Raw genomic sequence first — 20,218 nt, 5'->3', positions numbered from 1 at the left:
GGGCGCACGGCGACCGGCGGCGGGAATCCGGTTACCGATGCTTGCAACGATGGCCGCATCCGTCCGGGAAACAGCCTCGTAGGTGAGACCGACACTCACCAACCAGGATGACCCCGACATGGACATCACGCTGTTCTCGAAGACCCAGTTCCGCGATGACGTCGCGGCCAAGGCCAAGCGCCTGCAAGTGCTCGCGGTGCCTGAGCTGGCCCCCTACGTCGTCGCGATCGGCGCCGACAACGCCGACGTGCTCAAGGCGATGGAGCAGGACTCCATGCTGCACCAGCTGGTCAAGGACGCCTTCAAGACGACCTACGACCGGCTGGTCGATGCCATCGGCGGTACGCTCGCCGAGCAGGACGCCAAGGCCGTCGCGGCCCGCGTCAAGGGCGACCAGGCGCAGATCGACGCCATTGTCAAGACCGTGACGGTGATGATCGTCAACGCCGTGAAGGCCAACATCGACGGCGGCGCCGCGGTCGCCGCGCAGGTCATGAAGCAGTTGCCCGAGACGCGCGCCGCGTACCGGAAGTTCAAGATCGACATGACCGTCAAGATGCTCACCGACGTGAAGGACATGGTGAAGGGCATCGTGGCCGTGTCGACCGGCGGCGTGGCCGTCGGCCCGGTGGAGCTGGTGGCCGGCGCCTCCTCGCCGCTGGACTACCTGCAGAACTTCACCGCCTCGGTGAAGGGGCTCATCGGACTGCTCCAGCACATGAACGAGACCTTCCGGTCCTGCGAGTCCCTGCAGAAGGACCTCGACGACTCGATCAAGCGCGTCAAGCAGCGCTGCCTGAAGATCCGCAAGGAGATGCCCAAGGGCAAGGTCGAGGAGCTGAAGAAGTCGACCAAGTCCAAGGAGATCACGCTGGCGATCATCCATGAGTTCTTCGGCGGGACCGGCCCGTCGGCGCCCATGCCCAGCATCAAGACGGCGATGGAAGGCATCGAGCTGCTGGAGGCCAAGCGCACGGGGCTCTTCGATCATGCGCATCGCTGCTCCAAGGCTGCCGATCAATACCTGGCACTGATCAAGACCGGCAAGGCCGAGGTCTACCTGGCCTTGCAGAACAAGCTCAGCAAGACGCCGCACAAGACCGAGTCGAAAGCGCTGATCAGCAAGGCCGCCGACGCCGTCAAGGGCGCGGCGCAGCGCGACGAGGCCATCCTGAACGTGCTGCTGCAGCAGACCGTCGAGTTCTCCGAACGCTACAAGAAGAGCGGCGCAGCGCTCGCGCTCAGCAAGGAGAACCTGTCCGTGCTGAGCGACTACCGGCGATCGGCCAAGTGGCAGGAGTTCGACGAGGCGATCGGCGGACTGCCCGACGGGCTGTTCCAGCTGGCCAATCCGGTGGACCTGTCGAGCATCGTCTCCATCGCGGAGACCGGCATGGCGGGACGCGACGTGTTCCGCGCCATCAAGGCCGCCTGGGAGATCTGAAGCCATGGATCACCTCTACCACCTCCTCCCGCCGGCCGTGACCGACGATCGCCTCACGCCGGCCCGGGCCGCGCTGCAGGTGCTCAGCCGCGTGCTGCTGTCGCTGATCTTCGTGCTCGCCGCGATGCACAAGCTGGGCGCGCGCGACGCCACCGTCGCGATGATCGACGACGGCGGCCTGCCCTTCGCGCTCTTCTGCTACGTGATGGCCGTGGCGATCGAGCTGCTCGGCGGCCTGGCCGTGGCCGTCGGCTGGCACGCGCGCAAGGCCGCGGTCGTGCTGGCCCTGCTCACGCTGGTGGCCGGCGCGATCTTCCACAACCCGGCCACCGGTCCCGACCAGTTCATCCACTTCCTGAAGAACCTGGGACTGATCGGCGGCCTGATGCAGATCGCGCTGAACGGCCCCGGCGCGTTGAGCCTCAAGCCGCGACCTTCGCCCCGTGCGCGGCGTCGATGACAGATCGACGACGGACCTCTCGGGATCGCAAGGCTGTCGACAAAGTCGGCGCCAAGTGCTGTATATAAACTCAGCAGTCAGCCGTCAGCAGCCTTGCCGTGCCCTACACCGTCGCCGTCCGCGAACTCTGCGAATTCACCGCCAAGCAGCGCGACCTGGATCGGCGCTTCACGCCCGCGCCGACAGCGCAAGAGGGCATCGCCGCCCATGCGCTCGTCTATGAGCGCCGCGTTCCGGACTACCGGCGGGAAGTGACCCTCAGCGGCGAGTTACGCGACCTGCGCGTGCGCGGCCGCCCCGACGGCTTCGATCCGGCGCGGCGGCGTCTGCAAGAGATCAAGACCTTCCGCGGTAGCATCGATCGACAGCGCCCCACGCAACGGCGGCTGCATTGGGCGCAGGCCAAGGTGTATGCGTGGCTGCAGTGCCAGGCCGGGCAAGGGCTCAATGAGGTCGCTCAGCAAATGCTGAGCCCAGCAGCGTCTGACGCGCGTTGAACTCCACCGGCCTGACGAGATGGTGATTGAACCCGAACGACTCCGTCCGCTCGCGGTCCTGGTCCTGGCGCCAGCCGGTTAACGCGATCAGCGTGACGTCCTTCAGCGCCGGCTCGGCGCGCATGCGTCGCGCGACCTTCGACCCATCCATCGTCGGCATGCCGAGATCTAGCAGCACCACCGACGGGAGCCACTCGGCCGCGCTTTTCCAGCGCCGAAGCGCCGTCGTAGGCGACGCGCACGTCGACGCCTTGCACGCATAACAGCATCGCCAGCTGTCCGCGGCGTCGGGTTGTCATCGACGACGAGCGTCCGCTGCGCACCGAGTGACGGTTGGGCTGCGCGCTTCGATTCGGGCGCGGCCTAGGCGGCCGCCGCCAGCATCGGCAAGCTGCGAGGCAGTACGGAGGACGCGCTGACCAAGACAGCGGGAATCCCGGTCCACATCATGGACAGAAATTGGCTCACTGACCAGCGTATCGAAGGCTCTCGCTCGACTCCGCGGAAGTCGAGGAAGCACTCGATAGCGCTTGCTCTCCCGTTGATGTCCTCGACGCTTTCTCCGGTGGGGCCGATTGTCTTGAACGCGCGGAGTTCCTTCAGGTCTGGCAGGCAGGTCGCCACGAAGGTGGAAGGCAGGCGCAGGGCATGAATGTCGGCGAGCGCCGCACGGCCAGCCGCGTCGTTGTCAGCGATCACGCATGGTGTCGGCACCGCGCCTCGGTCGACTGCTGGCTGGGTGGGGTGACGTAGGGGCAGTCTAGGGCTTGGGCGCAGCGATGCAAGCAGCCACAGCTGTCGGAGGTCAGCACCGGCTCGAAAGCCGACGGCCACTTTGCTCCATCCAAGCGACTGCAATCAGCCTGAAGCCGCCCTCAACGCAAAACGCCCGGGACAAGCCGGGCGTTCTGTTTGGGGCGGGATCTCTTGGCCGTCAGCCGATGGCCATCCCATCGATGCAGTGCAACCGTCAGGACTTCCCGCTCCAGGCGTCGGGTGAGTGTTCAGGGTTGCCTGCGCTCCAGGGCATCGGCGATTCGCTCAAGGTTCTGATTCAAGCGGCGAGTCTCCGCCAAGTGCTCGGTGACGTAGCCGTTCACCGCCGCCATGTATTCCTGCTGCTTCTGGTGTGTGCCGCGGACGCGACGCATGAAGAAGAGCCAGACACCGATGAGCAAGAGCATCGGACCCCAACTGAGCAGCAAGTCAATGAATAGTTTTTGCATGGTGAATCCCTGAAAGCGAAGTGCCGTGGGCGGATTGTTGGCGATCTCTGCCCCAGATTCTTTGGGGGCGAGATGCCACGAGCAACGGCATGAACGGCCCCGTCGTCCGTCGGATCGTGATGCCTGTGTGCACCCACCATGCGGGAGATCGCGTTCATGTGGGAACACGCTTACGCATGAAATCCTCAACGATGGCCCGAATCACCATTGCCGCGGTCAATGCGGTGACGAGGAGGCTCAGTCCCGCGAGGGCCGCATACCCTCCGGCTCCGTCGAGCATGAGGGTCAGCGAGCCCTGAGGATCGTCCGGCCAGTAATATGCGGAGAGCGGCCGGTCGATCAACAACTTCTGCGCGTAAGCCTCGCAAGCCGCCGCGCTCACCTGGGTCCATCCGAAGCTCACTCTGTCACCGGCAAGCATTCGACCCCCGACGTCGACGGTGTAATTGGCACGGAAGTAGAAGATGAAGCCGTCGCCTTCGGGCCGAATCTCCCGTACGCACCGATGCTCCGTCAAGGTCGCAGGGACGGTGGCGCCGAAGGCGCGCAGGCTCAATGACTCTCCCATGGTCAGCCACACGAATCCGCTGAGCACCAGGCCGAGGAACAGAGCGTATGCAGACCTCGGCAACCGGACCTGACCGGTCTTGTCGATGTGAAAGTGCTTCGTCATCGGCAGGAGCAGATCTTCATCAAGAGGACAACAGGTACTTGCCGTCCTTCCTGCCGACCAGGAACACATCTGTCTCGGTAAGGGTGGCGCCGCCGCCCATTGGCTGGGGCGCGTACTTGACCACCAGCCAATCCGTGGGCTCCACAGGTGACTTGACGCCCCGAGCAAGTGCGGATTTGAAGGCGCTCTCATAGGTCGCGAATGGAACGATCTCCGCAGAGATCAATTTCATCTGAGCGCGGCGGACAAATCGTTCGGTTGCGGGCTGAAGATCTCGCTCGGCCGCGACCGCAAGCATGGCGACAAAGCTGGTCTTGTCCCCTTTGGCCAGCGCGGCCTTGTAGTTGCTGACCAACTGGTCTGGCGAACTCGCGTCCTGAGCTAGCGCGGCGCCCGTCAGCAGCGCGGCGGCAAGTATCAAGCTAGACCGAAGCATGGCATCTCTCCCTTTGAGAACTTGTTGTTTTGATTCGTCGCGCAATGTACAGCAGCGCACCGCGTGATTCGCGTGCGCGACGTCGCGTGTCCGCTTCCAGCCTAAACCGGCCAGCCTTAACCCAACAGGCGCGCAGTTTCTGCGCGGCCAGATGCTCAAAAATGTCCTGGAACGTGGCGTGGACCTCGACAGGATCACCCTGGGCAAAGGCACTCACAGCCTTGGAGCCCTTGTCGTCGATGGTGCCGAAGAGGTGCTTCTCGATGTCGTCATTGATGCTCGAGCCGAGCTGCATGGTGTACAGGTCGTACTCCACGAAACAGCTCTTGGTGCCCCATTCGTGCAACGGGTACGGGCACCTGTCGACCATCCGGAAGCGTCTTGCGGTCTGGCTCAAAGTTGAGATGGAAAAGACGAGACTGGCCTGGAGCGAGGAAGCCGCGTTGGTACCACTGTGGGACGTAGTGGTTGTTCCGGGTTTGTTGCTCGGTCATCTGCTCTCTTGGGGCTCCCTGCCGCAAAGACTCCCAACGTGGCCACCTCTTCCACCTCAGCTCAGCGCTTGGGTCTGACTCTGTATCGGCGACGGTTGCCTACCATGGCCCCACCGCCAAACTTTGCTTCCGCCTCCGCGAACACATTGAGGTCCGCCTTGGTGAAGCTGCGCGACAGTAGCCGCTCCGCTTTCTCAGCAAGTTCAGAGCTGATCGTGACGAACTTTCCTGGCGCAACTCTGATCCTCTTCATGGGTCACCTCGTGACCCTGACTCTACTCGCTCGTGGCTTGGACTCTCCACCAGCGCTTGGCATATTTGCTATGCATTGCCGTGACGATCTGATAAGAGGCCACATGATGCGGCAATCAAGTATTGAGGTTCAAGTAACCCATACGGATACCGATATATCCAATCTCGTGTCATTCACTTAATTACCCGCTCTTGTGTCATTTACTCCCGAGCCTAGGAACAAACCCGAACGAGCCTTGACACGAAAGCAGTCCATACGAGAATCGTTTAAGTTTTGAGAAATTTATGAACATGACGTCCATGATCATCGACGCCAAACGGCGGCAGGACACTCTCGACGAGTTCCATGCTCGTGGCATCTCCGTGCGCCGGTGGGCTACCGAGCGTGGACTTCCGATTCAGACGGTATATGCGGTGCTCAGTGGACGAAATCAGGCGCTGCGGGGAGACGGTCACCGAGTTGCTGTCGCACTCGGCCTGAAGCCGCAGCCTCTTCCCGAGGCCACGATCAAACTAACACCAGCTCAGGAGAAGCCCGTGTAAAAAACAACGCCGACCATCCTATCGAATGGTCGGCGCCCCTTCGAGTCGAAACCCAAAGGACTAGGAACCCACAGTTTCTTCTCGTAGGCGGCGCCTGTCAATGCCTCTTGGGATGTTCCCCGAGTGGGCGGCATATCTTTGCCCGCAAATACGATGAGAAATTCAGTCTCAGGAAGCTGCTCGCCCACGCGAAGCATGAGTCGGGAACCGTCGAGCCTTGAGGCTGGTGCTTCAGCCAACGGCATTGACGCCAACGCCGGACCACCCACTCCTTCCAACTCCGTCGCAAAGCGCCAAGACGTTGGCTCGATGAACGGCCATGGCAAGCATGGTGCGGTACGCAACAGGCCACTAGCAAGACTCGAACTGGTGCGCTTCCAAAGCTACGACGCCGCGCTGGCCCGCCCAGGTGAACTCTCCTGGTTCCCCCGCCCCACTGCCGCAATTGCGAATCTTCCCCAACTTTTCTGGTCTGACGGTTCTGGATGGAGCGCGGCCAACGTCTGGGCAATGTCGCGAATCGCCTTGGGCGTAAAGCAGGAAACCGTTCTCCGCGATATGAAATTCATGCGCGCTTATGCGCAGTTCTTAGAGCAAGTCGTGAACCAGGACTGGCGCCATTTCCCCTTGCGAAAGGACGATCAGCCGCTCAGAAAATTTCGCAAGCATTTGATTGATCAGCGCAACGATGGTGCTATCGCCCCCACTACCGCATCGAACTGCATGGGCGCCATCATCAAGTTCTATCGCTTCGCGCAAGAAAAGAGACTGGTTGAAAACTCGTCGCCTCTCTGGAACGATCGATTGACCGTTATACGCTATTTTGATACCACTGGTTTTGTAAGAAACATCGTCCGTCTTACAAGTGAGCTCGCCCTTCCAAACTCTGCCCGTATCGGACATTTCTTAGAGGATGGATTGCAGCCACTTCGCGCAGAACACATGCGACGGCTGCTCACCTACACAGCGCAGAATGAAACCACCGAATTGCATTTAATGCTGAGCACTGGTTTCTTTACCGGTGCGCGTCTGGGCACCATCACCACCCTTACCGTCTCAAGCTTGCGCCTGGCAACCGAAGACCCACTCACTCCGGGAATCTTCTATCTTCAGGTAGGTCCAGGCACCGGAATCGCCACGAAGTTCTCCGTCAGCGGAAGAATATTGCTTCCTCAAGAACTGCTCAAGGAACTACTGGCCTACTCCGTCTCAACTGAAAGGCTGATTCGCGTATCGAAAGCAGCCAGAGCGGATAAAGATACCTTATTTCTAACCAAACGTGCGCAGAGGTATTCCGTCACCGTCGTGAATAGGCTTATTCAGCAACTACGCGCAGATTGCGCAACAGCCGGCTATCAATTCATGGCCAGATTCAAGTTTCATCAGACTCGCGCCACATTTGGAACGTGGTTAATGCAGGTGCTCTTATCCATTGGGACAAAAGTCGACGCAATTCGAGTGGTGCGTGATGCGATGTTGCATAAGAGCGAGAAGACGACCTGGCGCTACATCAAATTCCTTGAAGACTCCGAAAGCAAGGAGAAACTTGCCGAGGAGTTCGGAGCAATGTTCACGGGAATTACCAAGAACGAAAGGAACGGCGCGCGATGAACGTCTTGGAAAGAATGCCGGATCTCACTTTTCCTGGTATCAAGTTCCCAAAGCGAGGAACCCCATGGGACCTGATTTGCTTCTTATATCGAGGAGGCACCGCGTGCCCCGCCAATCAGGTCGCCACGAAGATCCAGAACGGCGAAGTAGGAGCACTTCTGCACGACCGGTTGACCGTAGTCTGCGAAATTCATGCCGATCTATTGGCAAGACTCGCAAAGGGAGAAAGTGCCGAAAGCACAAAAACACTAATCCAGTGCTTTCGTCAATTCTTCATATGGCTCGACAAGCACGATGAATCTTTGACGTTTGATAACCTCATTCAATCATATTGCCGCTGGTGCGATTCACTTTCCTCGCGTAGCCGATTGCGCAAATGTGACGAAACATCTGACTGCGAAGAGCCTCCCATCAGCAATACCACCGCCTACCTATATGCCTCGTCCGTAGGAACAGTGTTCAAGAACATTCTCGGCAGACACAGCTCGCTCCTCGCACTCACCGGAATTCGTATGCCGTCCCGGAGGCGCGTACATAAGAATCCCACTACAGAGATCAAGGAGCTTGAAGATACGTCTGTATTCGGCGCGCTGATCCAAGACCTCTGTGATGCACTCTCGCTATCCGCGACTCTGACAGGTTCTCTGCCCCTAACGATCACCACAAGGCAGGGAGAAGAGGTGCAGATATTCGGAATGCAGTACTTCAAACACGTATTAGAGGATCAAACAGAGCTTGCCACAAGGCTCGGCCCCCGAACCGCAGTTGTCAATCTGCGTATTGAGGCAGAACTGATAATGTTCATGGCCCAAACCGGCATGAACTCGAGTCAGGCTTCAAAAATGCATTTATTCAATCTGCAGTACGTTAGCTACAGCGGTGGATACCACGTGCGGGATTACAAGGAGCGCCGAGCCGGAGAAGTCAAATTTGAGATCTTTCAAAGTTACCGCGCCCATCTAGATCGATACATAGTTTGGCGCCGAAAGATCTTCAAAGATAGTTCGCCACTTCTATTTCCCTTCATTCGCACAGCGGGGGGGCTTCACGAATCAAAATTCGATGCTTCTAGGATCAAGAGCATCGCTGAAAAGTTAGGCATAAAGTTTGTGACGATGCGAACCTTGCGAAAGATGCGTGTCAACTGGATTCTCAACAAGACTAACGATCTAGAGCTAACCTCCGACGTCTCACAAAGCACGCCCGCGGTAATCAGCGAGCAATATAGAAGAACAAGTCTTCGCGCTTCCTCGCTGCAGATCCTGCGCTTCTGGGAGGCAACCGACCCGTTTCATTCTCGCGCTAATTCAATTGCACCAGGCGAATGTGGCTCCGCCCCCTCCCGAAACGCAGCGACAAATGCCACAGGACCTCTGCCTGACTGTCGACGCGCGGGTGGCTGCTTGTGGTGCGAAAGCCACCGAGATATTGACTCCCAAGACTATGTATGGTCGCTCATCAGTTTTGGTCTATTAAAAGACTTGGAGGTAGCGGCGCAGCATGCCCCCATAGCCAGACAATCTACTGCGGCGATGATTGCGGCACGAGTTCGAGAGAAGGTGGATGAACTTGGGGCATCGAGTAACGAACGAGCAAGTTGGATAACCGAAGCAAGAATGAGGCTTATGGAAGGCAATTACCATCCTGACTGGAGTTTACAAATCACAGCCGCGCAGGTGAATTGATGCGAAATTTTCTGCACGAACTTGGGCTCCGATTCGATGATGTCTTGATTTCCGCGAGCCACCCTTGTTTCCGCCCCGACACATGGCCGCCCGCGCTCGACTGGCCCGTTTCAGCTCAACGGGACGGATGTCCTCATTCCCTTTGGGGCGACCGCACATGGGATTTTTCTGCTTGGTTTGGAAGATCGGCAAAGCTACATTTTTGGGCGACGCGTCAATTGGTAGACAGCAAGTCCGCCTCAGAGTTGTCGCCGGAAAACGAAAGATTGCTTCACCTGATCGCAACGTGGCTGATCTGGTGGCCACGCGGCGAACGCACTTGGGAAACACTGAAAGGCCGCTTCAATCGACTGCGACGACTTGTGACCATATGCGATGAATGTGGCATTGCAGCCTCGAATCTGTCCAGGCATCCGGAAGTGATCAAAACAATTGCCAGTCGCCTCGGGCAATCACGCGACGTACTTTTGCTCCTCGAACGGATGCGCGCAGCGAAGGAGGAGCTCGGCTTCGAGATACTGAATGAGTGGGGGTTGGCGCGACTTTCCGCGTGCCTCAAGGAGAGATCCTCTGCAGAAATTAGTGAGGACATCGACGGCGAAACGGAGCAAACGGCATATATTCCACCGCGAATCTGGAACTATCAACTCAACCGATTGCGCACCTGCATTAACGAGTTTTTAGAGCATCGCGTCGCCATAGAACAATGCTATGAGTTCTGCGTCCAGGCGTACATCAAAAACTTTGGAACACTTCAGGCTGCGATGGAGTTTCGGTCAAAGGCCGACGATTCGCCTCTTCCGCCATTCACAAAGAAGTTTGTGAGGGCAAAAATGCCTGATCAGATCTACCTGGGCACATTCGAGGCGACCGCACGCGATTTCGGCTTGGACGACCTACTTCGCCGATGGGTGGGTCGCAAGGGTTCATCGCTAAAAATAAAGGATTTTTCCAAGTATCTTTCGATGCTGCAAGTCGTGTCTTTGATTTATATCGCCTGCTTTACGTTGCAACGCAAATCCGAGGTAGCCCATCTCAAAAGCGACTGCTTGCGGTATTTTGAAGATGATATTGCGGGCCGCATTTCCATAATAGTCGGCCCAACCACTAAGACATATAGAGATGCTGAGGCGGTGTGGCCGACAACTCCAGCCGTCAGCGTCGCTGTCGAGGCGGCATCGGTCATCGCGCGCCTGCGTATCCGCTGCGCCGCTGCAGACCCCTCTCGAGGTGTCACAGAATCGGACGTTAGCAATCCGTGGCTCAGGTTCTCAGCGAGCGACCCCTGGAGCAGGAATGCGCACCAAGGCGATTATTGGAAGGTTCCGGCTTTCCCCTCGTATGCAGCCGTCATCCTCCAGTTTTCAAACATCTTCGACCCTGCGATTCTTCGAATGACCGACGAAGATATTCGGCAGGCCAAACTATTTACGCCAAACCTCCATAAGAACGGAGCATTTAAGGTGGGACAGCCTTGGCCGTTCGCTCTGCACCAACTTCGCAGGACGGGCGCCGTAAATATGTTCGCCAGCGGACTGGTAAACGATGCGGCGATTCAATTGGTATTAAAGCACCTCACCTTGTCTCAGAGTTGGTATTACGGTCGGAACTTCACTCGGCATCGCTTCAATGAGGACGCTGACGATCTCATCACGCAGGCGAAATATGAGGCCATGGCGAAGAGGATCGAGAACATAGTAAGTGACAGGTATGTCTCTCCATTTGGCAATGAACGGAAAGCCGAACTCGTAAATCAGATTATCGGCAAACGTGATTTTGAGAATCTGATGGCGGCAGGGCTAGCAGGCGAGGTATCGTTTCGGCCGACCCGGCTCGGTGGTTGCGTAAAAGTAGGTGATTGCGACTACGGAGGGATCGAGTCCATTTCTCGCTGTTCGGGTGGAGATGGCGAGAAGGCATGTCGCGATGCGATTTTCGACAGAGGCAAACGAGCCACAATTGAAATGCAGAAAAGCGAACTGGAGAAGCGCCTCACCACTGACGACATTGGTCCCGCTCGTAGGGCGCTCTTGGAAATGGAAGTGGAAGGCATGCGGAGATTTATCAATGTCACAGCAGCGTAGCTCGGCAGAGCAGCGCTTTCTCGAAGCCTTCAAGAGGTTGGTTGATGGCGCGCCAGTAAAGTTACCAATTGGCAGCCCCGTCTCGCAGAACAATGTTGCAAAAGAGGCTGGCGTGGATCCTTCCGCTCTGAGAAAAGAGCGCTACCCGGGTGTTGTCAGGCAGATCCAGGCATACGTCGATATCGCGAGGGAGGCCGACAAAGCACGGCGGACCCAGAGGGCGCAGCTCCGGCACCAGAGACTAGATCTCAAGGCGCGGCTGAAGGTCACAGAGGCGCAGAGGGACGCAGCGCAGTCTCAGATCACGAGCGCGCATGCCGTCATCTTGGAACTGCTGGAGGAGCGCGATCAAATGGAGGCACGTCTGCGCAAGTTCGAGGGCGGATGAACACGATGGCCGTGCCGAGGATTGCCACGTCCCTAACCATTCGCAGGAACTTTGGCCTAATGTGGCCGTGGTCGCCATGGACATCGCCAAGCCCTCAAAAGCTATTTCAGGACAACTGCTTAGCGCAGTGTCCATAGCCATCCACTCTTGGGTAGGCGTCCAACGTCTGACCCGCCGGATCTCCGGATCGGCTCGCCGATCGGTCCTCCCAACGCCCGCCGTCGCGGGCGTTTTTCATTCCGCGCGTCCTGTCGTCAGGACGTCGACCGTCGGGCCTTGCCGGATTCCTCGCGCCAGCTGTCCATCAGCACGCGGCTGTGCTCGCGCGACGACCGCTTGATCGTCGCGACCTCCTCCGGCCCGAAGCGCTCCCAGCCGAGCTTGGTCAGCATGGTCCGCCGCCCCAGCGAGAACACCATCACCTGTCCGCACAGCATCATCACGCGCATCGCCAGCAGCGGGTCCTTCTCCGGCATGCCGCAGTAGCGCGCGACCACGCGCGCCGAGAGCTCGCCCATCTGCGGGCGCATCGTCTTGTCGAAGATCTCGAACAGCACGCCCGGTGCATGGCCGATCTGCTCGTGCGCGATGAACAGCCGGCGGTACTCGGCGTCGTCGGGCAGCAGCTGGAAATCGGTCAGCGCGTCCAGCATCACGCCGAAGGCCTCGAAGAGATCGCCCGGCGTCGCCGCCGGGTCGTCGAGCACCGCCTTCGTCCGCGCCACCACCGGCCCGAAATGCGCCGCCGAGCTGTCCGCGATGTACTGCGCGCAGGCCCGGTACACGCCTTCCTTGTTGTCGAAGTAGTACTGCAGCGCCGGCGCGTTCACGCCGGCCGCCTTCGCGATCTCCCGCGTCGACGCCCCTTCGAAACCCCGCTCGCTGAACAGCCGCAACGCCACGTCGATGATGCGGCGGCGCGTTTCCTCGCCGCGCGCATAGGCGGCGTCGGCGCGGTGTCGGGGGGCTCGGACGGGACGTTCGGTCATGTGTAAAGCTGGCTGAAGTCAAAAATATACCAGTTGACAGAAATCTTCCAACTGGAAAAAGATAGCGACCGGAATAATTCTGCGAGCCGGTCCAGCCGGCCCCTCCCATGTCTTCCCAGACCTCCGCCAGCCCGAACGGGCCTGACGTCCCGGCGTCCTCCCCCGCCTCGGCCCCGGTGCCGCCCGCCAAGCCGTCCTCGAATCGCAGGCCCGTGCTGCTCGTCATCGCCGCGGCGGCGCTCGTCGCCGCCGGCGCGTACGGCATCCACTGGTGGACCACCGGCCGCTTCATCGAGACCACCGACGACGCCTACCTGAAGGCCGACAGCGTCACCGCCGCGCCCAAGGTCGGCGGCTACGTGACGCAGGTGTACGTCGTCGCCAACCAGGCCGTGAAGCGCGGCGATCCGCTCGTGAAGCTTGACGCCCGCCAGTACCAGGCCGCCGCCGACCAGTCGCAGGCGACCATCGACGGCCGCAAGGCCGACATCCGCCGCTTCGAGGCGGACATCCTCCAGCAGCAGGGCCAGCTGGCGCAGACCCGCGCCCAGGCCGAGGCGTCGCGCCTGGCGCTGGCGCATGCGCAGGACGAGGTGACGCGCCACACGCCGCTGGCCGCCACCGGCGCGACCACCGCCGAGCGTCTGGCCGAACTGCGCAACACCCGCGACCAGGCCGCCGCCAGCCTGGCCGCCGCCGAGGCGGCGGTGAAGGCCGCCGACGGCCGGCTGAAGTCGAGCGAGGCGCAGGTCGCGCAGTCGAAGGCCCAGGTCGAGGCCGCCGCGGCCGCGCTGCGCCAGAACCACCTCGACGTCGACGACACCGTCGTGCGCGCCGCCATCGACGGCCGCATCGGCGACACCACCGTGCGCGTCGGGCAGTTCGTGCAGCCGGGCACGCGGATGATGACCGTGGTGCCGACGCAGGACGTGTACCTCGTCGCCAACTTCAAGGAGACGCAGATCGGGCGCATGCGCGCCGGCCAGCCGGTGACGCTGCACGTCGACGCCCTGCCCGACCTCGACCTGCACGGCGTCGTCGAGAGCTTCTCGCCCGGCACCGGCGCGCAGTTCGCGCTGCTGCCGTCGGAGAACGCCACCGGCAACTTCACGAAGATCGTCCAGCGCGTGCCGGTGCGCATCCGCGTGCAGCTCGACCCGCAGGCGGATCCGGCGCTGCGCGACCGCCTGCTGCCCGGACTCTCGGTGACCACCGACGTCGACACGCGCGGGGCCCGCCATGGCTGAGGCCGCATCGCCGGCCGCGCCTGCTGCTCCCGGTGCTCCCGGTGCGTCGAACGCTTCGAGCGCGCCACGCGCTTCCGGCGTCGCGCCGCATGCGGAACCCAACGCCGGCACCGGCGACTGGATCGCCGTCGCGGCCGGCGCGCTCGGCGCGCTGATGGCGACGCTGGACATCTCCATCACCAACTCGGCGCTGCCGCAGATCCAGGGCGCGATCGGCGCGACCGGCACCGAGGGCACCTGGATCTCGACCGGCTACCTGATGTCGGAGATCGTCATGATCCCGCTGGCCGCCTGGCTCACGCGCGTCTTCGGGCTGCGCAACTTCCTGGTCGGCAACGCGGCGCTGTTCACCTTCTTCTCGGTGCTGTGCGGCCTCTCGGGCAGCCTGCCGATGCTGATCCTCGCGCGCATCGGCCAGGGCTTCACCGGCGGCGCGATGATCCCCACCGCCCAGACCATCATCCGCACGCGCTTGCCGCGGCATCAGCTCCCCGTCGGCATGACGCTGTTCGGGCTGATCGTGCTGCTCGGGCCGCTGCTGGGACCCGTGCTCGGCGGCTGGCTGACCGAGAACGCCAGCTGGCACTGGTGCTTCTTCATCAACGTGCCGGTCTGCGCCGCGCTGCTCACGCTGCTGCTGCTGGGGCTGCCGGCGCAACGCATGCACCTGGAGGAGTTCATCCGCGCCGACTGGCTGGGCATCGTCGGTCTCGCGGTCGGCCTGTCGACGCTGACCGTGGTGCTCGAGGAGGGCCAGCGCGAGCGCTGGTTCGAGTCCTCGCTGATCCTCACGCTGAGCCTGGTGTCGGCGATCGGGATGGCGATGATCGCGCTCTCGCAGCGCTACGCGGCACGGCCCATCCTGCGGTTGAAGCTGATGCGCAACTGGCACTACGCCAGCGTCATCGTCATCGTGTTCACCGTCGGCGCGGGGCTGTACTGCATCTCCTACCTGGTGCCGCAGTTCCTGGCGCTGATCGCGGGCTACAACGCGCAGCAGTCGGGCGCGATCATGCTGCTGGCCGGCTTGCCGGCCTTCCTGATGATGCCCATCCTGCCGCGGCTGATCTCGCGGGTCGACCTGCGCGTGATGGTGATCCTGGGGCTGGCGGCGTTCGCGGCCAGCTGCCTGCTCGACATCAGCCTCACCGCCCAGAGCGTCGGCCACGACTTCATCGGCTCGCAGCTTCTGCGCGGCGTCGGCCAGATGCTCTGCATGATGCCGCTCAACCAGGCGTCGATGGCCACGGTCACGCGCGAGGAATCGGGCGACGCCGCCGGCATCTACAACATGGCGCGCAACCTCGGCGGCTCCGTCGGCCTGGCCGTCATCGGCACCTTCATCGACCGCCGCAACAGCCTGCACATCGACCGGCTGGGCGAGACGCTGAACGCCAATTCGACGCTGGTGCAGGAGCGCCTCGCCGGCAGCGCCGCCAGCCACTTCGCGCAAGTGGGCGACTTCGCCTACGCGCAACTGCAGGCGATGAAGGAACTGGTGCTGACGATCCATCAGCAGGCCAGCGTGATGACCTTCTCCGAAACCTTTTACGTGCTCGCCGCCGCGCTGCTGCTCTGCGTGCCGCTGGCGCTGACGCTCAAGACACCGCAGCAGCCCGGCAAGGCGCCGGTGCCCAACGACGCGCATTGAAATTCCCATGTTCCACTTTCCTCACCTCTCCGTCCCGCGCTCCCGCTTCCGGCTCTCGGGACCGCTCCGGCTCACCACGCTCACGACGCTGTCCGCTGTGGCGGCTGCAGCCGCCATGCTGCTGCTCGCCGGCTGCACCACGGTCGGCCCCGACTACGAAGGCGCGCCGGCCGTCGCAGGCGATGCGCTCCAGCAATCGCGCCTCAAGCGCGACGACGGGGCGACGGGCGCAACGCCTCAGGCCTCCGCCGATGCCCCCTCGCCCGTCGCGGCGGCGTGGTGGCGGGCGCTCGGCGATGCCACGCTCGATGGACTCATCGAGCAGGCGCTGAGCCAGAGCCCGACGCTGCAGGCCGCCGAAGCCCGTCTGCGTTCCGCACGCGCCGCGTTCAGCGCGCAGGAGGCCAACGGCCCGCCGAAGGGCTCGGCCTCGGCCCTGGGGGCGGGCGTCTGGCAAGGGCCGGGCACCGACCACGAGAACTCGCTGCATCTTTACAGCGTCGGCTTCGACGCGACGTGGGAGGTTGACCTCTTCGGCGGCACGCGGCGCGCGGTCGAGGCCGCCTCGGCGCAGGCGCAGGCGGTGCAGGCGGACCTGGCCGACGCCCAGGTGTCGCTGGCGGCGGAAGTGGCGTCGACCTACGTCGGCCTGCGCGCCCAGCAAGGCCGCCAGGCACTGCTGCGCGACACGGCCGCGTTCGACGCGCAGGCGCTGACGCTGGTGCGGCAGCGACGCGACCAGGGCGTCGCGACGGCCGACGACGTCGAGCAACGCACCCAGCAGCTTGAAGTGACACGGGCCTCGCTCGCCGACGTGGCGGCGGAGATCGCCGCCGCCCTCGACCGGCTCGCGTTGCTGACGGCTCAAGCGCCCGGCGCGCTCGATGAGCAGCTGTCCGCCACGACGCCCGAGCTGCCGCACGCGCCGGACAGCGTCGCCATCGGCGATCCCGCGTCGCTGCTGCAGCGCCGCCCGGACATCCGCGCGGCGGAGCGCCGCCTCGCCGGACGCAACGCGCAGATCGGCCAGGAGACGGCGAAGTACTTCCCCAAGCTCAGCCTGCTGGGCAACCTCGGCGTCGCCGGGACCTCCCCCGGCCAGCTGCTGCGCACGGACAACCTGGCGCTCGCCGCCGTCCCCTACCTGAGCTGGAACTTCCTCGACTTCGGCCGCACAGCCGCCGCGGTGCGCGGGGCCGAAGCCGACCGCGACGAGGCCATCGCCAACTACCGGTCCGCCGTGCTCGGCGCGCTGCAGGATGCCAACACCTCCCTGGCGCGCTTCGGCCGGCAGCGGCAATCGGTGCAGCATCTGCTCGCACAACAAGGCGCCACGGGCCGGACGCTGGACTTGACGCGGCAACGCCGCCAGGCCGGCGCCGCGAGCCAGATCGACCTGCTCGACGCGCAGCGCCGCGACATCGAGGTGCGGCTGAAGGCGCTGGACGGCGAGTCCGCGCTGCTGAAGGACTTCGTCGCCCTGCAGAAAAGCCTGGGCCTGGGATGGGACCTGCGGGCATGAGGGGCGGCATGAGGTCGGCATGCGGGGCGGCATGCAAGGCGGTATGAGCCCGGCATGAGCCCGGCATGAGGCCGTTGGTTTGGCAGGACAAGCGCCCGATCCGGGGGCAATCCGGCGTATCAGGCGGGTCGCGGCAAGGGTAGGCTGGCGTTCATGACCGACGCGTCCTCTCCCGCTCCGTCTACCGAAAGCACCCCGAGCGGCGCGGGCGCCGCGCCCGCCACCTCCGCCTCGATCGCGCTGGCGCTCGACGAGGCCGGCCAGGGGTCGCCGCCCGGCGGGTCCGGCGACGCGGTCCGCCTGGTGCTCCTGAACATCGCCCTCGCGCTGGCCTACGCCGCGCTCGGCGTGCTGGCGCTCAAGCTCATCCTGCCGCCGGACTTCGTCTCCCCGATCTATCCCGCCGCCGGCCTCGCGGTCGCCGCCGCCTTGCGCTGGGGGCCCGGCGCGCTGCCGGGCATCGCGATCGGCGGCGCGGCGGTCAGCCTCACGCTCGGGATCGAGCGCTCGCACATCCAACCGCTGCAGCACCTGCTCGTGGGCCTCGGCGGCGCCTTGCAGGCATGGCTGGGCGCCTGGCTCGCGAGGCGTTGGGCCGGCGAACATCCGCCGCTCTGCGAGCCTGCCGAGCTGGTGCGCTTCCTCACCGCGACCGCCGGCGTCGCCTGCCTCGTCGGACCGAGCTTCGGCGTCGCGGCGCTGTGGATCAGCGGCGCCATCGGGCCGGCGCAGGTCGCGTCGCACTGGTTCGCCTGGTGGGTCGGCGATGCGATCGGCGTGCTCATCGGCGCGCCGGTGTCGCTGGCGCTGTTCGGCCTGCCGCGCAGGCACTGGGCGCCGCGCCGGCTGAGCGTCGCGCTGCCGATGCTGACCGCCTGCGTGCTGCTGTTCGGCGCCACCCTGCATGTCGCCCGCAACGAGGAGGGCCGGCGGCGTCACGCCTTCGACCTCGAGGCGGTCAATGCGCTGAACACGCTCTCGGACAGGCTGGCGATGCCGCTGAACGCGCTCGAAGCCAACCACAGCCTGCTGCTGGTCGCGCCCGGCATCAGCCGCAGCGATTTCGAGCGCGCCCATGCGGAGCGCGCGCGTGCCGGGGGCGCCGTCTACGCGGTGGGCTGGGCGCCGCTGGTGCCGCCGCGCGACGTCCCCGCCTTCGAGCGCGCGGCCCAGGCCGACGGTTACGTCGGTTATCGCGTCTATGAGCGGCGCCGGCCGGGCGACCTGGACCAGGATCCGGCGGAGGACCGCCTGCCGATCCGGCTCATCGCGCCCTTCGCCCGCAACCGCCCGGCGATGGGCGCCAACATCCGCAACATCCCGCAGGCGCGCGCCGCGCAGGAGCGCGCGATGGCGACCGGCGAGCCGGCGGCCAGCGAAAGCTTTCCGCTGTCGCAGGACGCGGGCGTGACGCTGATGGGCGTCGTGGTCTACCGCGCGCTCTACGAGGGCGGCTTCACGGATCCGCGCGACACCGCGGGGCGCGCCCGCAAACCGATCGGAGTGGCCTTCGCGACGCTGCGTCCCGAGGCGCTGCTGCACGACGCGCTGCCGGCCCTCGCCGGGCGGCTCGACTACTGCCTGATCGACACCACCGCCGGCACCCATCGTCCGCTGCTGGCAGGCGACGAGCGTTGCCGCCACCTGCCCGCCGAGTTGCCGAGCCAGTCGCGCGACATCGACTTCGCCGGGCGCGCCTGGCGCCTGGTCGTCTACAACCCGTCGGGGCTGCCGGCCCTCGACGGCGGCGCCGCCCTGCCCTTCGCGATCGCGGGGCTGGTCGGCACCGCGCTGCTGGGCCTGCTGCTGCTGTCGGTCACCGGCAGCACCGCGCGGGTCGCCCGCCGCGTCGAGGAGGCCACCCATCGCCTGCGCGTCAGCGAGGAACGCTTCCGGACCATCGTCGAACACGCGCCCATCGGCGTCGTCTCCTGCGACCTCAAGGCCCGGCCGCAGGAGATCAACCCCTACTTCTGCCAGCTGCTGGGCATGAGCGCCGAGCAGCTGCAGGCGCGCTCCATCATGGCGATCACCCATCCCGAGGACCGTGCGGAGGACGGCCGCCTGGGCATGGCGCTGATCCGGGGCGAAATCGGCCGCTACAGCCGCATCAAGCGTTACATCGGCGGCCAGGGCCAGGTCATCACGGTCCGTTCCACCGTCAGCCTGCTGCGCGACGCGCAGGGGCAGCCGTCGCGGCTGCTGGGCGTGGTCGAGGACATCGGCGAGCAACTCCGGCTCGCCGAGCTGGAGCGCATCCACGAGGCGGAGCTGGCCGCCAACCGCGCCAAGAACGAATTCCTCTCGCGGATGAGCCATGAACTGCGCACCCCGCTGAACGCGATGCTGGGGTTCTCGCAGTTGCTCGAATCGGACCCTGATTCGACGCTCAGCCCCCGGCAGCGCGGGTGGCTGGCGCAGATCCAGCAGTCGGGCTGGCACCTGCTGGCGATGATCAACGACACCCTGGACCTGTCGCGGCTGGACGCCGGCGGTCTGCACGTGCAGATCGGCGACCAGGATCTGGCGCCGATCGTGTCGGACAGCCTGGCGATGATCGAGACCCAGCGGCAGCGTCGCGGGGTGGCCATCGATGTCGAGCTCGCGCCGGACGTCCACCGGCTGCGTGCCGATGCCACGCGCCTCAAGCAGATCCTGACCAACCTGCTCAGCAACGCCGTCAAGTACAACCGCGACGGGGGGCGCGTCTGGCTCCGGACGCGGCGGACGGGCCAGACAGGGCAGACGGGGCAAATAGGACAGACGGCGGATGGGCAGGTTGAATTCAGCGTGACCGACACCGGCGCCGGCCTGTCCGAGGCCCAGATGGCGCAGTTGTTCCAGCCCTTCAACCGGCTGGGCCGGGAGGTCAGCGGCATCGAGGGCACCGGCATCGGGCTGGTGATCACGCAGCGGCTGCTGGAATTGATGGGCAGCCGGCTGCGGGTGAGCAGCACCGTCGGCGAGGGGACGACATTCAGCTTTGAGCTGCCGATTTCTTCGGCAGATCAATGAC

The 20,218-nt window shown here is 63.7% G+C and carries 18 protein-coding genes and 1 pseudogene; 12 read left to right on the top strand and 7 right to left on the bottom strand.

Annotated elements, in window-relative coordinates; genetic code table 11:
* Positions 1-118 precede the first annotated feature (118 nt).
* The 3 genes from AC07O8_RS10265 to AC07O8_RS10255 all read left to right on the top strand — a co-directional run bounded on the left by AC07O8_RS10265 (position 119) and on the right by AC07O8_RS10255 (position 2,401).
* Entirely contained in the window at positions 119-1,444 is a 1,326-nt protein-coding gene (locus AC07O8_RS10265) for a hypothetical protein (RefSeq protein WP_495047906.1), read from the top strand.
* Between the two features lie 4 nt (positions 1,445-1,448).
* Positions 1,449-1,904 (top strand): DoxX family protein, encoded by a 456-nt coding sequence (locus AC07O8_RS10260; RefSeq protein ID WP_495047905.1) that lies wholly within the window; start codon positions 1,449-1,451, stop codon positions 1,902-1,904.
* A gap of 98 nt (positions 1,905-2,002) precedes the next feature.
* Positions 2,003-2,401, top strand: a complete 399-nt coding sequence (locus AC07O8_RS10255; RefSeq protein ID WP_495047904.1) for a hypothetical protein — start codon at positions 2,003-2,005, stop codon at positions 2,399-2,401.
* Here AC07O8_RS10255 and AC07O8_RS10250 read toward each other — a convergent pair.
* The 6 genes and pseudogenes from AC07O8_RS10250 to AC07O8_RS10225 form a co-directional block, all read right to left on the bottom strand.
* A pseudogene (locus AC07O8_RS10250) lies at positions 2,349-2,594 on the bottom strand (response regulator); the annotation flags it as partial. The gene AC07O8_RS10255 and the pseudogene AC07O8_RS10250 overlap by 53 nt on opposite strands.
* A 170-nt stretch (positions 2,595-2,764) precedes the next feature.
* On the bottom strand, positions 2,765-3,100 hold the full coding sequence (locus tag AC07O8_RS10245) for a hypothetical protein (RefSeq protein WP_495047903.1): 336 nt from the start codon (positions 3,098-3,100) through the stop codon (positions 2,765-2,767).
* A 305-nt stretch (positions 3,101-3,405) separates the two neighbouring features.
* Entirely contained in the window at positions 3,406-3,627 is a 222-nt protein-coding gene (locus AC07O8_RS10240; protein WP_495047902.1) for a hypothetical protein, read from the bottom strand.
* Between the two features lie 154 nt (positions 3,628-3,781).
* A complete protein-coding gene (locus AC07O8_RS10235) occupies positions 3,782-4,300 on the bottom strand; it encodes a hypothetical protein (protein WP_495047901.1) in 519 nt (172 codons plus the stop codon).
* 19 nt (positions 4,301-4,319) lie between these two features.
* Entirely contained in the window at positions 4,320-4,736 is a 417-nt protein-coding gene (locus AC07O8_RS10230; RefSeq protein WP_495047900.1) for a hypothetical protein, read from the bottom strand.
* Positions 4,723-5,052: a hypothetical protein gene (locus AC07O8_RS10225; protein ID WP_495047899.1), complete on the bottom strand. Its 330-nt coding sequence runs from the start codon at positions 5,050-5,052 to the stop codon at positions 4,723-4,725. Before AC07O8_RS10225 ends, AC07O8_RS10230 begins: the two co-directional genes overlap by 14 nt.
* Positions 5,053-5,782: 730 nt before the next feature.
* Here AC07O8_RS10225 and AC07O8_RS10220 point away from each other — a divergent pair.
* From AC07O8_RS10220 to AC07O8_RS10200, 5 genes are all read left to right on the top strand, one after another.
* On the top strand, positions 5,783-6,025 hold the full coding sequence (locus AC07O8_RS10220) for a helix-turn-helix domain-containing protein (protein ID WP_495047898.1): 243 nt from the start codon (positions 5,783-5,785) through the stop codon (positions 6,023-6,025).
* 195 nt (positions 6,026-6,220) lie between these two features.
* A complete protein-coding gene (locus tag AC07O8_RS10215) occupies positions 6,221-7,636 on the top strand; it encodes a tyrosine-type recombinase/integrase (RefSeq protein ID WP_495047897.1) in 1,416 nt (471 codons plus the stop codon).
* Complete coding sequence (locus AC07O8_RS10210) at positions 7,633-9,321, top strand: hypothetical protein (protein ID WP_495047896.1); 1,689 nt, start codon at positions 7,633-7,635, stop codon at positions 9,319-9,321. The genes AC07O8_RS10215 and AC07O8_RS10210 overlap by 4 nt, the downstream gene beginning before the upstream one ends.
* Complete coding sequence (locus tag AC07O8_RS10205; protein ID WP_495047895.1) at positions 9,321-11,405, top strand: hypothetical protein; 2,085 nt, start codon at positions 9,321-9,323, stop codon at positions 11,403-11,405. Before AC07O8_RS10210 ends, AC07O8_RS10205 begins: the two co-directional genes overlap by 1 nt.
* Positions 11,389-11,793, top strand: coding sequence for a hypothetical protein (locus AC07O8_RS10200; RefSeq protein ID WP_495047894.1), 405 nt, complete (start codon positions 11,389-11,391; stop codon positions 11,791-11,793). The genes AC07O8_RS10205 and AC07O8_RS10200 overlap by 17 nt, the downstream gene beginning before the upstream one ends.
* A 254-nt stretch (positions 11,794-12,047) precedes the next feature.
* Here AC07O8_RS10200 and AC07O8_RS10195 read toward each other — a convergent pair whose 3' ends face one another.
* Positions 12,048-12,782, bottom strand: a complete 735-nt coding sequence (locus AC07O8_RS10195) for a CerR family C-terminal domain-containing protein (protein ID WP_495047893.1) — start codon at positions 12,780-12,782, stop codon at positions 12,048-12,050.
* Positions 12,783-12,889: 107 nt separating this feature from the next.
* Between AC07O8_RS10195 and AC07O8_RS10190 the strand changes: the two genes are divergently transcribed.
* The 4 genes from AC07O8_RS10190 (at position 12,890) to AC07O8_RS10175 (ending at position 20,217) form a co-directional block, all read left to right on the top strand.
* Positions 12,890-14,029: an HlyD family secretion protein gene (locus AC07O8_RS10190; protein ID WP_495047892.1), complete on the top strand. Its 1,140-nt coding sequence runs from the start codon at positions 12,890-12,892 to the stop codon at positions 14,027-14,029.
* Complete coding sequence (locus AC07O8_RS10185) at positions 14,022-15,680, top strand: MDR family MFS transporter (RefSeq protein WP_495047891.1); 1,659 nt, start codon at positions 14,022-14,024, stop codon at positions 15,678-15,680. Before AC07O8_RS10190 ends, AC07O8_RS10185 begins: the two co-directional genes overlap by 8 nt.
* Before the next feature lie 7 nt (positions 15,681-15,687).
* Positions 15,688-17,202, top strand: a complete 1,515-nt coding sequence (locus tag AC07O8_RS10180) for an efflux transporter outer membrane subunit (protein WP_495047890.1) — start codon at positions 15,688-15,690, stop codon at positions 17,200-17,202.
* Between the two features lie 153 nt (positions 17,203-17,355).
* Positions 17,356-20,217, top strand: a complete 2,862-nt coding sequence (locus AC07O8_RS10175) for a CHASE domain-containing sensor histidine kinase (protein WP_495047889.1) — start codon at positions 17,356-17,358, stop codon at positions 20,215-20,217.
* Position 20,218 lies beyond the last annotated feature (1 nt).

Source organism: Roseateles sp. GW821-FHT09G09 (assembly GCF_059415965.1).
This window is presented reverse-complemented; position numbering and strand designations above follow the sequence as displayed.